The 12,407-nt window shown below is 68.0% G+C and carries 13 protein-coding genes; 8 read left to right on the top strand and 5 right to left on the bottom strand.

The genetic code is table 11. The annotated features are described in order from the left end of the window. Nucleotides 1–498 carry a hypothetical protein gene (locus tag ACI7YT_RS10400; protein ID WP_406245460.1) on the top strand — a complete coding sequence of 166 codons (498 nt, stop codon included), beginning with the start codon at nucleotides 1–3 and terminating at the stop codon, nucleotides 496–498. An 8-nt stretch (nucleotides 499–506) separates the two neighbouring features. Here ACI7YT_RS10400 and ACI7YT_RS10395 read toward each other — a convergent pair whose 3' ends face one another. After that, nucleotides 507–1,157: a hypothetical protein gene (locus tag ACI7YT_RS10395; protein WP_406245459.1), complete on the bottom strand. Its 651-nt coding sequence runs from the start codon at nucleotides 1,155–1,157 to the stop codon at nucleotides 507–509. Nucleotides 1,158–1,348: 191 nt separating this feature from the next. Here ACI7YT_RS10395 and leuA point away from each other — a divergent pair, with 191 nt between their 5' ends. Further along, entirely contained in the window at nucleotides 1,349–3,109 is a 1,761-nt protein-coding gene (gene leuA / locus ACI7YT_RS10390) for a 2-isopropylmalate synthase (protein WP_406245458.1), read from the top strand. A gap of 6 nt (nucleotides 3,110–3,115) precedes the next feature. Here leuA and ACI7YT_RS10385 read toward each other — a convergent pair whose 3' ends face one another. Then, nucleotides 3,116–3,802, bottom strand: coding sequence for a trimeric intracellular cation channel family protein (locus tag ACI7YT_RS10385; RefSeq protein ID WP_406245457.1), 687 nt, complete (start codon nucleotides 3,800–3,802; stop codon nucleotides 3,116–3,118). Between the two features lie 36 nt (nucleotides 3,803–3,838). Here ACI7YT_RS10385 and recO point away from each other — a divergent pair, with 36 nt between their 5' ends. After that, entirely contained in the window at nucleotides 3,839–4,582 is a 744-nt protein-coding gene (gene recO, locus ACI7YT_RS10380) for a DNA repair protein RecO (RefSeq protein WP_406245456.1), read from the top strand. Continuing rightward, on the top strand, nucleotides 4,579–5,382 hold the full coding sequence (locus ACI7YT_RS10375) for an isoprenyl transferase (RefSeq protein ID WP_406245455.1): 804 nt from the start codon (nucleotides 4,579–4,581) through the stop codon (nucleotides 5,380–5,382). The genes recO and ACI7YT_RS10375 overlap by 4 nt, the downstream gene beginning before the upstream one ends. 39 nt (nucleotides 5,383–5,421) lie before the next feature. Here the strand turns inward: ACI7YT_RS10375 and ACI7YT_RS10370 are convergent, their stop codons facing one another. Both ACI7YT_RS10370 and ACI7YT_RS10365 read right to left on the bottom strand, forming a co-directional pair. Next, on the bottom strand, nucleotides 5,422–6,009 hold the full coding sequence (locus ACI7YT_RS10370; RefSeq protein WP_406245454.1) for an AAA family ATPase: 588 nt from the start codon (nucleotides 6,007–6,009) through the stop codon (nucleotides 5,422–5,424). Further along, nucleotides 6,006–6,578 (bottom strand): AAA family ATPase, encoded by a 573-nt coding sequence (locus tag ACI7YT_RS10365; RefSeq protein WP_406245453.1) that lies wholly within the window; start codon nucleotides 6,576–6,578, stop codon nucleotides 6,006–6,008. Before ACI7YT_RS10365 ends, ACI7YT_RS10370 begins: the two co-directional genes overlap by 4 nt. A gap of 151 nt (nucleotides 6,579–6,729) precedes the next feature. Between ACI7YT_RS10365 and ACI7YT_RS10360 the strand changes: the two genes are divergently transcribed. Beyond that, the gene (locus ACI7YT_RS10360) at nucleotides 6,730–7,425 is read left to right on the top strand and encodes a DsbA family protein (RefSeq protein ID WP_406245452.1); all 696 of its coding nucleotides are present in this window, start codon (nucleotides 6,730–6,732) and stop codon (nucleotides 7,423–7,425) included. A gap of 13 nt (nucleotides 7,426–7,438) precedes the next feature. On the opposite strand, the gene ACI7YT_RS10355 is transcribed toward ACI7YT_RS10360, so the two are convergent. Then, complete coding sequence (locus ACI7YT_RS10355; RefSeq protein ID WP_406245451.1) at nucleotides 7,439–7,933, bottom strand: glutathione peroxidase; 495 nt, start codon at nucleotides 7,931–7,933, stop codon at nucleotides 7,439–7,441. Between the two features lie 60 nt (nucleotides 7,934–7,993). Between ACI7YT_RS10355 and dusB the strand changes: the two genes are divergently transcribed. The 3 genes from dusB to dnaG are packed head-to-tail and all read left to right on the top strand — an operon-like array spanning nucleotide 7,994 to nucleotide 12,397. Continuing rightward, the gene (gene dusB, locus ACI7YT_RS10350) at nucleotides 7,994–9,148 is read left to right on the top strand and encodes a tRNA dihydrouridine synthase DusB (RefSeq protein WP_406245450.1); all 1,155 of its coding nucleotides are present in this window, start codon (nucleotides 7,994–7,996) and stop codon (nucleotides 9,146–9,148) included. Next, nucleotides 9,138–10,538, top strand: coding sequence for a deoxyguanosinetriphosphate triphosphohydrolase (locus ACI7YT_RS10345; protein ID WP_406245449.1), 1,401 nt, complete (start codon nucleotides 9,138–9,140; stop codon nucleotides 10,536–10,538). The genes dusB and ACI7YT_RS10345 overlap by 11 nt, the downstream gene beginning before the upstream one ends. After that, a complete protein-coding gene (gene dnaG, locus ACI7YT_RS10340) occupies nucleotides 10,538–12,397 on the top strand; it encodes a DNA primase (RefSeq protein ID WP_406245448.1) in 1,860 nt (619 codons plus the stop codon). Before ACI7YT_RS10345 ends, dnaG begins: the two co-directional genes overlap by 1 nt. The last annotated feature ends 10 nt before the right edge of the window (nucleotides 12,398–12,407 follow it).

Below are 12,407 nucleotides of genomic sequence, written 5' to 3'. Positions count from 1 at the left end.
ATGAAGCGAGCGATCACGACCGTCCTGGCGGGCGCGGCCATCCTGATCGCCGGTGCGTTCGGCGCAGCGGCAGCGGCAGCGGCGGAGACGGCAGTCGAACCCGATCCCCAGATCGCCGCGATGCTCGAGTCGGTTCCCGGCGGTGTCGCGCTCGACGCGTACCACGCCGTGTGGCCTGAGCTCGACATGGAGATGGCGGTCGCCGCACCGCGGGCCGACTCGTACTCCGCACGTTCGTCGGCGATCGCCTCCGTCGGTGCCTGCGCCACGGGCAAGGTCTGCGCATTCTCCTTGTCCGGTACGAACGGCGCCAAGCTGAGCTGGGGAACCTGCAACACGTCGTTCCCGGTCGGCACCTTCACGGTGCGCTCCATCGCGGATGCGCGCTCCAGCGGCTACATGCAGGCCAAATACGGCACGACGGTGCGCGCGACGGCGTACGCCGGCAACTGGACGAACGTGTACGGCACGGTGAGCCGCATCTCCTGCGTCTCCTGATCCGCTGATCACTCGACTTCGCGCAGTGCGGAGCGGATGACCACGGCATCCGCTCCGAAGTCGTCGTCCGCGGCCTGCTGCAGCGTGCCGTCGTCCCAGACGACGTCCACCACGAGGACACCGTCTGCGGGCCACGAGCCCAGCAGAATCTCGGGTGCGCTCGAGAAACGGGTGGCGATCTCGTCCTGGAGCTGTTGAAGCTCCTCTGGGGTTTTCGATCCCTGACCATCGGTCTGCTCGTCCATCGGCATCGGGTCGTAGAGCGCGAGCGATGTGGGCGCCTCCGTCACGGTGAAGGCCTCACCGTCGTAGTCGCCGGTGACGGCGTAGGCGCCCCAGTGCACGTCGTCGGCCTCTTCGCTGCCTTCCACGCCGTCCCAGTTCCACCCGATCATGGGAATGCCCGAGCACTGCGGCGGATACGATTCCGCCACCGGACCGAGGCAGAGCTTCACGTCACCGCCGATGTCCATCACGGTCCCGGTGCCGATGACCGGGGCGTCCGGTGGTCCTGGCATCAGCGAGCCGAGGCTCTGACCGGACGGTGCGTCGGAGCTCACCGGAGCGGGGGCGCCCGGTGACGCGGCGCAGGCGCTGACGGTGAGCATTCCGATAAAGACGAGTCCGACGGCAGACCGGCGGATGTGCATTCTGCTCATGTCCTTCAGTGTCTGCATGCATTCGATCGTCTCATCGGAGTCGTCGCATCCGTGGTGCCCTGCTACCATGGCGGTATGCCTTTCGGCGGTCTGCTTCTTCTTAGCTGCCGCGACGAGTCCTGAAAATAGGGCCTTCCTCGTCGCGGCGCTTGTGTTGGCCCGATCACATTGACGAAGAGAAGAAGCCCATCATGCAGAACACTCAGCGCCCGTCCACGATGCCGATCCACAAGTACCGGCCGTTCCACGAGCAGATCCGCGTCGATCTTCCGGACCGCACCTGGCCGGATGCTCGCATCACGCATGCACCCCGCTGGTGCGCCGTCGACCTCCGCGACGGCAACCAGGCCCTCATCGATCCGATGTCCCCCGAGCGCAAGCGCGTCATGTTCGAGCTGCTCGTCAGCATGGGCTACAAGGAGATCGAGGTCGGATTCCCATCGGCCAGCCAGACCGATTTCGACTTCGTCCGTCAGCTGATCGAAGAGGACCTCATCCCCGATGACGTCACGATCCAGGTGCTGACCCAGTGCCGAGAACACCTGATCGAGCGCACCTACGAGTCGATCGCCGGCGCCAAGCAGGCCATCGTGCACTTCTACAACTCGACGAGCGTGCTGCAGCGCGAGGTGGTGTTCCGCTCCGATCGGGAGGGCGTCAAGCAGATCGCGCTCGAGGGCGCTCGCCTGTGCCGCGAGTTCGAGAAGCGCATCCCCGAGACGCAGGTGTACTACGAGTACTCGCCGGAGAGCTACACGGGCACCGAGCTCGAATACGCCGTCGACGTGTGCAACGCCGTCATCGAGGTGCTCCAGCCGAGCCCCGATCGCAAGGTCATCATCAACCTGCCGGCGACCGTCGAGATGGCGACGCCGAACGTGTACGCCGACTCGATCGAGTGGATGAACCGCCACCTCGCGCACCGTGAGAACGTCATCCTGTCGCTGCACCCGCACAACGACCGCGGTACAGCGGTCGCCGCGGCCGAGCTCGGCTACATGGCCGGCGCCGACCGCATCGAGGGATGCCTGTTCGGCAACGGCGAGCGCACCGGCAACGTCGACCTGATCACCCTTGGCGTGAACCTGTTCACGCAGGGCATCGACCCGCAGATCGACTTCAGCGACATCGACCAGGTCAAGCGCACGGTCGAGTACTGCAACCAGCTGCCGGTGCCGGAGCGCAGCCCGTGGGGCGGCGACCTGGTGTTCACCGCGTTCAGCGGATCGCACCAGGACGCCATCAAGAAGGGCTTCGAGTCCATGGCCGCCCGCGCCGAGGAGCAGGGTGTGTCGGTCGACGACATCGAGTGGGCGGTCCCGTACCTGCCCATCGACCCGAAGGACCTCGGTCGTTCGTATGAGGCCGTGATCCGCGTGAACTCGCAGTCCGGCAAGGGCGGCGTCGCCTATCTGCTCAAGGCCGACCACTCCCTGGATCTGCCCCGCAAGCTGCAGATCGAATTCTCGGGGGTCGTGCAGGCCAAGACGGATGCCGAGGGCGGCGAAGTCACCAGCGACGCGATCTGGTCGATCTTCAGCGACGAGTACCTTCCGTCTCCGGATGTCGCCGACAAGTGGGGGCGCTTCGAGCTGCTGGCGACGCGCACCGCGAGCGAGATGACCGGTGACGTCGAGCTGAACGTGCGTCTGCGCGACGGTGAGGCAGCGAGTGACGAGGTCGGACACGGCAACGGTCCGATCGCGGCGTTCCTCGAGATCATCCGGTCGCGCGGCTTCGACATCTCGCTGTACGACTACGTCGAGCACACGCTCTCCACCGGAGGGGATGCTCAGGCCGCGGCCTACGTGGAGCTGCAGGTCGAGGGCGATCGCCTGTGGGGCGTCGGGATCGACGGCGACATCTCCACGGCATCCCTCAAGGCGATCGTGTCGGCGGTCAACCGCTCGATCCGCGCGCGTGAGGACGCGCAGGAGCTCGTCGCCGTCTGAGAGGTCTCAGGGCTTGACGATCGGGATCGTCCCGGTCTCCGCTGCGACCTTGCGGCGGTAGATCCGGCGCTGCTCCGGCAGCGACAGGTCGAAGATCACCGCGAGCACGCGGATGATCGCGGTGACCACGATCCCGATCACACCTGCGGTGACGATGTCGACGCCGACGGCGTGCAGGAGCACGATCACCGTGCATCCGACGCCGGCGGCCACCGCGTAGAGCGAGCCGACGTGCATGATGGCCACGGGCAGGCCCATGATGACGTCCCGCAGGATGCTGCCGCCGACGGCGGCGCACACCCCGATGAAGACCGCAGGCACCGGAGGAACCCCCAGACCCAGTGCCTTGCTCGTGCCAAAAGCACCGAACATGCCGATGACCACGGCATCGAGACCCACGATGATCGCGTTCGCCCGGCTCAGCAGGCCTGCCAAGAGCATGCCGATGATGGCGGCCCCGGCGGCGGTGACCAGATACCAGTTGTTCTGGAGCGTCGCCGGGGGCTGCCCCAGCAGCAGATCGCGGATGAGGCCGCCGCCCATGCCGATCAGGATGCCGATGATGGTGACACCCAGCAGATCCAGGCGTCGTTGACCCTGGAATCCGGAGGCGAACATCGCCCCCTGGATGCCGCCGAGGCCGACTCCGAGCAGATCGGCCCAGAGCGGAATGGTGAAGAGCGGTTCGGTCACGCGTCCATTCTCCCGTGAGCGGAGGATAATCGGACAGTGCCCACATATCGAGACGAAGCGGTGATCCTGCGCACCCACAAACTCGGTGAGGCGGATCGCATCGTGACGATGCTGTCGCGACGGCACGGGAAGATCCGAGCGGTCGCCAAGGGCGTCCGGCGCACCTCGTCGAAGTTCGGCGCACGGCTCGAGCCGTTCATGGTCGCGGACGTGCAGCTGTACCAGGGGCGATCGCTCGACATCGTGCAGCAGGCCGAGTCGCTCGGCTCCTACGGCACCGACATCGCCGTGCACTACGACCGGTTCACCTCGGCGAGCGCGATGGTCGAGACGGCCGACCGCCTGAGCGACTCGGAGGCGACGGGCGATCAGTATCTGCTGCTGGTCGGCGGGCTGCGCGCGCTCTCGCGCGGAGAGCACGCTCCCCGCAGCATCCTGGACTCCTATCTGCTGCGCGTCATGGCGCTGTCGGGCTGGGCGCCGTCACTGACGGACTGCGCCCGGTGCTCGAAGCCCGGCCCGCACTCGTCATTCGTCGGTCAGCTCGGCGGCACGGTGTGCGCGGACTGCGCGCCGGCCGGCAGCCCGCGCATCGCCCCCTCGACATCGAGCCTGCTGCGTGCGCTGATGGCGGGGGAGTGGGATGTCATAGACGCTGCCCCCGCTGCTGCCGGAGCCGCGGCATCCGGCGTGATCGCGGCCTATGCGCAGTTCCACCTCGAACGAGGGATCCGTTCGCTCGCCCATGTGAGCAGCACCACAGGAGAGGGAGCACGGTGACCCCGAAGCCGTACACGCACAAGGATGCGGTCGCGTACCGTCCGCTGGATTGGACCGGGGTGCACCCGCCGGCTTTCCCGAAGGTGCCGGAGCACGTCGCGATCGTGATGGACGGCAACGGACGCTGGGCCAACCGGCGCGGACTCAGCCGCATCGAGGGCCACAAGGCGGGCGAGGAGGTGCTCCTCGACGTCGTCGCCGGCGCGATCCAGGCCGGGGTCAGGCATCTGTCGGTATACGCGTTCTCGACCGAGAACTGGGCCCGATCGCCCGAGGAGGTCCGCTTCCTCATGGGTTACAACCGGGACGTCCTGCACCGTCGGCGCGATCAGCTCAACGAGTGGGGAGTGCGGGTTCGATGGGCGGGCCGCAAGCCGCGGCTGTGGGGCTCCGTGATCAAGGAACTCCAGTACGCCGAGCAGCTCACCCGGGGCAACGACGTACTCACGCTCACGATGTGCGTGAACTACGGCGGTCGGATCGAGCTCGTCGACGCGATGCGATCGCTCGCGGACGAGGTCAAGGCCGGGCGGGTGAAGCCCAATGCGATCAGCGAGAAGATGATCCGCCGGCACCTGTACGTGCCCGACATGCCCGACGTGGATCTGTTCCTGCGCAGCTCGGGGGAGCAGCGCACATCGAACTTCCTGCTCTGGCAGTCGGCGTATGCCGAGATGGTGTTCCTCGACACGCTCTGGCCGGACTTCTCCCGTCAGGAGCTGTGGCGCGCGATCGAGGTCTACCTGTCCCGCGACCGGCGCTTCGGCGGCGCGATCGACGCGCCGAGCGAGACGCGCTGAGTCGCTTCCGGACCGCTGCAGCGCGCGACTGAGCATCGGTCAGCTTGCTGCGCCCGTCGTAGCGCGCGCCAACCAGGCATCCGCCTCGCGGGGATGCCGCAGCCGCACGATCGTCAAATGCGGGAAGCGCTCGGCGTACTCCGGCATCCGCTCGGCCCAGTGTCCGAGCGTCTTCGTCTGCCAGGCGAGGATGTTCTCGTCGGGGTCTCGCGTGGCGAGCAGGCGCCAGATCGGGCGCTCGACGTTGCCGTTGTACATCTCGGTGCGCAGGATGCTGCGGCGGAGCGTCCTGCGCAGCAGACGTGAGCGCACGACGCGGTACGGGTAATCGAGCCAGACGACGAGCTGTGCGCGCGGCGGCAGGAACTGGTCGGTCCCTTTGCTGGTGTACTGCCACTCCGTGACCCAGCGCTCCTCGGCGGCGAAGGCGCGCACGTCGTCGAGGAACTCCGGCCGCGGCGTCCAACCGGGTCCGTGGAACAGGGCATCGATCTCGACGTGACGCAGCCCCCACGCCGTCGCCAGACGCGCGGCGAACGTGGTTTTCCCCGATCCGGTCACTCCGGCGACGAGCACGCGCTGCGGTGTGGAGGGGATGGGGTCGGCGGCGGGGAGGTACGCGCTCACGTTGCGTCGATTCGTGGGGAAGTCAACCAGGCAACCGCCTCGCGGGGATGCCGCAGTCGCACGATCGTCAGATGCGGGAAGCGTTCGGCGATCCCCGGCATCCGCTCGTCCCACTTGTATCGGGTGCTGGCCTGCCAGCGCAGGATGTCGTTCTCACCGGTCCAGGCGCCGCGGGTCCAGATCGCCGGCTCGACGTTCCCGTTCCAGAGCCGGGTACGCAGGATGCGGCGTTTCATCGTCCGGCGCACGAGTCGTCCGCGCACGAGCGACCACGGGTAGTCGAGCCAGATCAGCAGGTCGGCGCGGGGAGCGAGGATCTCGTCGGTGCCCTTGCTGGTGTACTGCCATTCGGTGACCCAGCGCTCTTCGGCGGCGAAGGCACGCACGTCGTCGAGGAACTCCGGCCGCGGCGTCCAATCCGGTCCGTGGAACAGCGCATCGATCTCGACGTGACGCAGGTCCCACTCCTCGGCCAGACGCGCGGCGAACGTGGTCTTCCCCGACCCGGTGACACCGGCCACCAGCACCCGCTCGGCACCGGACGGCATCGGGTCGTCGAACGAGAGCATCCGAAGAGCGTAGCAACCGGCGACGATTGACGAACGCGATGACGAATCACGAACGAGCTGGCGCCGAGCTGTCCGTGATTCGTCACCGCATCCGTGATTCGTCGCACCGATCCGAGGAATACCCGCCGCCCGTGCCGGGTTGACCTCTGGTGTGACTGAACCCATCTCGATCGACATCTGGTCCGACATCGCCTGCCCCTGGTGCTACATCGGCAAGCGCAATCTCGAGAAGGGGCTCGAAGCCGTCGCCGGCGACGACGACGCACCAGAGGTGAACATCACGTTCCACTCCTTCGAGCTTTCGCCCGACACCCCCGTCGACTTCGACGGCGACGAGATCGACTTCCTCGCCGGCCACAAGGGGATGCCGCGTGAGCAGGTCGAGCAGATGCTCGCGAACGTCACGGGCGTGGCGCAGAAGGCGGGTCTCGAGTACCGCTTCGATCTGCTGCAGCACACCAACACGGTCAAGGCGCACGAGCTGCTCCATCACGCCAAGGCGAACGGGCTGCAGCACGAGATGGAGGAGCGGCTGATGTCCGCGTACTTCACCGAGGGCAAGCACGTCGGTCGCATCGACGACCTCGTCGAGCTCGCCGTCGAGGTCGGACTGGATGCCGACGAGACCCGCCAGTCGCTGGAAGCCGCGACCTATCTCCCCGCCGTCCGTCAGGATCAGGCGCAGGCGCAGGCCTACGGGATCCAGGGCGTGCCCTTCTTCGTGATCGACGGTCAGTACGGCATCTCGGGCGCGCAGCCTCCGACCACGTTCGAGAGCGTGCTGCGCGATCTCTGGTCCAAGCGCGGCCAGAGCGAGCCCGAGCCGGAGACCGCCGCAGCCGTCTGAGGCCCGAGGCCGATCAGCGGGTGAGCGCCGACTCGATCGCGGAGACGATCTCGGGGTCATCCGGCTTCTGCTTGGGACGGAATCGCTGAACGGAGCCGTCGGGGCTCACGAGGAACTTCTCGAAGTTCCACTCGACGCGTCCGGCCTTGCCGCCAGTGTCCTGGGTCTGCTTCAGCTGCTTGTACAGCTCAGTGGCGTTGCGGCCGTTCACCTTCACCTTGTCGTTGATGGGGAAGCTGATGCCGTACGTGGTCGAGCAGAACTCCAGGATCTTGTCGATCGAACCGGGTTCCTGCCCCATGAACTGGTTGCACGGGAAGCCGACCACGGTGAATCCGCGCTCACCGTACGTGCGCTGGAGCTGCTCCAGCTGCTCGTACTGCGGAGTCAGGCCGCACTTCGAGGCGACGTTGACGACGAGCAGCACGTCGGCCGCATAGTCGTCGAGGGTCCTGCTGGTTCCCTCGGCATCCGTGAAGGGGATCTGGCGCACGCTCTGATCGGTCATATCCACAGCCTAAGTCGCCTGCGCCGCACCGGCTCCGGAGGATGGGAGAATGGAGGGGATATGAGTCTCGCCACTGCACCAGCGCGTTCCCTGCGCATCGGGCCGATCGACATCGACGTGCCCGTCGTCCTCGCACCCATGGCCGGGATCACGAACACGGCGTTCCGTCGACTCTGCCGCGAATACGGTGCCGGCCTGTACGTCAGCGAGATGATCACCTCGCGGGCGCTCGTCGAGCGCAATGACGTCACGATGCGCCTGATCCGTCACCACGAGTCCGAGACGCCGCGTTCGATCCAGCTGTACGGCGTCGACCCGAAGACGATCGCCGAGGCGGTGCGCATCATCGTGGCCGAAGACCACGCCGACCACATCGACCTCAACTTCGGCTGCCCGGTGCCCAAGGTCACCCGAAAAGGCGGCGGTGCGGCTCTGCCCTGGAAGACGCAGCTGTTCGCAGACATCGTCGATCAGGCGGTGAAGGCCGCAGGTCCCATCCCGCTGACGGTCAAGATGCGCAAGGGCATCGACCGCGACCATCTCACGTTCCTCGACGCCGGCCGCGCCGCTGAGGATGCCGGTGCCGCCGCCGTCGCTCTGCATGCGCGCACGGCGAGCGAGTTCTACTCCGGCCACGCCGACTGGAACGCCATCGGCGAGCTGAAGCAGGCCGTCACCAGCATCCCGGTGCTCGGCAACGGCGACATCTGGAGCGCGGAGGACGCCGTGCGGATGATGGCGGAGACGGACTGCGACGGCGTCGTGGTCGGACGAGGATGCCTCGGCCGCCCCTGGCTGTTCGGCGACCTCGCCGCGGCGTTCGGCGCCGAGTCCCGACCTGTCGACGCGACGCTCGGGTTCGTCGCGGACGCTTTCCGCCGGCACGCCGACCTGCTCGTGGAGTTCTTCGAGGACGAGGACCGCGGATGCCGTGACATCCGCAAGCACGTCTCCTGGTACTTCAAGGGCTACCCGGTCGGCGGCGAACTGCGCACGGCCCTGGCGAAGGTCGAGAGCCTGGCGCAGATGGACGACCTGCTGGGCCAACTCGATCGCGACGCGCCCTACCCCGGTGCGGATGCCGAGGGTCAGCGCGGCCGCGCCGGTCACCCCAAGCGGCCCGCGCTGCCCGACAAGTGGCTGGATTCGCGCGACGTCGCCGACGACACGCGCCAGATGCTGCGCGGAGCGGAGATCGAGAACAGTGGCGGCTGACCCGCTGGGCGACGCGCAACCGGATCGGCTCGGCCGCGTCGACGGATACGACGCGCACGACACCGAGCGCTTCTTCGCGGAGACCCACCGCTCCGAGCGAGACGACTTCGCCCGCGACCGGGCGCGCGTGCTGCACTCGGCGGGGCTGCGCCGCCTCGCGGCGAAGACGCAGGTGCTCAGCCCCGCGAGCACCGCCGACTTCGCGCGCAATCGCCTCACGCACTCGCTCGAAGTCGCCCAGGTGGGCCGCGAGCTCGCGATCGCACTCGGCGTCTCGGCGGACGTGGTCGACACGGCATGCCTCAGCCACGATCTCGGCCACCCTCCGTTCGGCCACAACGGCGAACGAGCGCTCAACGAGTGGGCGGAGCCCATCGGCGGCTTCGAGGGCAACGCGCAGTCGCTGCGCATCCTCACGCGGCTCGAAGCCAAGGTGCTCGATGACGACGACCGATCGGTCGGACTCAACCTGACCAGGGCCAGCCTCGACGCGACCTGCAAGTACCCGTGGACCGTCGACAGCCCGATCCCTGATCCAGGGGGGCGATTGAAGTTCGGCGTCTACCCCGAGGACGAGGACGTGTTCCGCTGGATGCGCGACGGCGCTCCGGGGCGCCTGCGCTGCATCGAGGCCGAGATCATGGACCTGTCCGATGACATCGGCTACTCGGTGCACGACTTCGAGGACGCGATCGTCAACGGCTACCTCGACGTCGCGCAGCTCTCCGATCCGGCCGAGCATCACGCGCTCGTCGGGCGCGTGCAGCAGTGGGTCGGCTACGACTACACCCGCGAGGAGCTGGCGGACGGGCTCTACCGTCTGACCCGTCAGCCGATGTGGCTGCGCTCCTTCGACCGCTCGCGCCGTGACCTGGCGCGGCTGAAGAACCTCACGAGCGACATGATCGGCCGGTTCGCCCGCGCCGCCGTCTCCGCGACGCGGGAAGCCTACGCCGGTCCGGCGCTGGCACGGTACAACGCGCACGTCGTGGTCCCGCGCGTCATCGAGGTCGAGATCGCGGTCCTCAAGGGGATCATGGGTCAGGCCATCGTCACGATCGACGCGCGCCGCGGCGTGTACAAGGAGCAGCGCCGCGTGCTCAAGCGCCTCGCCGACGCTCTCTGGTCGACGGACACGCTGTGGACCGCCGGTGCCGACGTGCTCGAGCCGGCCTTCGCGGCGGACTTCCTCGATGCGCCGACGGATGCCGCGCGCGCCAGAGTCGTCGTGGACCAGATCGCCAGCCTCACCGACCAGACCGCCCTGGACTGGCACTCCCGTCTCGTCGGGGACATCGACCCGGCCGAGGTGGGGATCTGGTCGCCGCGGCATGTGCGGCCGCGGGCAGCGCACGGTGCGGTCCGCGCGGTCCCCGAAAGGGCGCACTGATGCCCCGTATCCGTCAGGCCGACGTCGACGAGGTCAAGGCCAGGATCAACATCGCGGACATCGTGGGGGAGCGGGTCGCGCTGAAGTCGGCCGGTGTCGGTTCTCTCAAGGGCCTGTGTCCTTTCCACGACGAGAAGAGTCCGAGCTTCCATGTGCGCCCGCAGGTGGGCTATTACCACTGCTTCGGCTGCGGCGCGTCGGGGGACGTCTACTCCTTCCTCCGCGAGATGGATCACGTCAGCTTCACCGAGGCCGTGGAGCGACTCGCCGGCCGGGTCGGATACTCGCTGCACTACGAAGACGGCGGCGCCGCGCCGGAGACGAGCGGCCGCAGCCGGCTGTACGCCGCGAACACGGCTGCGGCCGAGTTCTTCCGCGCGCAGCTGCTCACCGCGGATGCCGAGACCGGCCGGCGCTTCCTCGGTGAACGCGGCTTCGATGCGGGTGCGGCCGCGCACTTCGGCGTGGGGTTCGCCCCCCGAGGATGGGACGGCCTGCTCAAGGCGATGACCGCGCAGGGGTTCAGCCGCGAGGAACTGCTCGCTGCCGGACTCCTGTCGCAGGGACAGCGCGGCGTGTACGACCGATTCCGCGGGCGGCTGGTCTGGCCGATCAGAGACGTCACCGGTCAGACGATCGGCTTCGGAGCTCGCAAGCTGTTCGACGATGATCAGGGGCCGAAGTACCTGAACACCCCCGAGACCCCGATCTACAAGAAGGCGCAGGTGCTCTACGGCCTGGATCTCGCCAAGCGCGACATCTCCCGCGGCGACCCGCGCCGCGTGGTCGTGGTCGAGGGGTACACCGATGTGATGGCGTGCCACCTCGCCGGTCTCACCACGGCGATCGCGACCTGCGGGACGGCGTTCGGCACCGATCACATCAAGGTGCTCCGGCGGGTCATGGGCGACGACTCCGGCGCCGGTGAGGTCGTGTTCACGTTCGACGGCGACGAGGCCGGCCAGAAGGCCGCTCTGCGCGCGTTCACCGAGGACGACCGGTTCAACGCACAGACCTTCGTCGCGGTCGCCCCCGACGGGCTCGACCCGTGCGACCTCCGGCTGCAGCGCGGGGATGCCGCGGTGCGTGCTCTCATGGATGCCAAGCAGCCGATGTTCGAGTTCGCGATCGATCGCAAGCTCGCCGGCTTCGATCTCGCGACCGTCGAGGGACGAGTCGGCGCGCTTCGCGCCGCAGCGCCGATCGTGGCGGAGATCCGCGACCGGCTGCTGCGCCCGGGTTACGAGCGGGTGCTGGCACGCAGGCTCGGGATGGATCCGACCGACGTGCACGCCGAGGTCGAGCGCGCCGCACGCGGTGTCTCGCACGCGCCGGCGCGGCGAGAGGCGACCGCACCGGCATCCGACGGCGCACCGGCGACGCCGGTGATCGAAGCCGTCACCATCGCGAGCCTGCCCCGCACAGCCGAGGTCGCGCTCGAACGGGACGCGCTCATCGGAACCCTCCAGTACGGTCACCAGGTCGATGCGGAACTGCTCGCGCGGGCTCTCGGCCAGTCCTTCCGCAACCCGGCCCTCGAGGCGGTGCGCCAGGCTGTCGTCGACGCGGATCGCGCGAAGCCCGGTTGGGTGATGGATGCCGTGAACTCCGTGCGCGAGCCGTATCGCTCGCTGGCCGGCGAACTGCTCATGACGTCGTTTCCGGCGCGCAATGAAGAGGGCGCCGTGGCGTCGACGACCGATCTGTCACGGCGACTGATCGTCCGCGCGCTCGAGCAGGAGAAGCAGGAGCTGCTGGGGGCCGTGCAGCGGGTGCCTGCCGAATCCGACGGCGGCAGAGCGCTGCGCGTCCGATTGCGCGACATCGATCTCGAACGTCGTCGTTTCACCGAGTCGTAACGGCTCGCTG

The organism is Microbacterium sp. M (assembly GCF_045181065.1).
Taxonomy (GTDB): domain Bacteria; phylum Actinomycetota; class Actinomycetes; order Actinomycetales; family Microbacteriaceae; genus Microbacterium.
The sequence above is the reverse complement of the archived record's forward strand: the minus strand, read 5'-3'. Positions and strand labels throughout refer to the sequence as shown.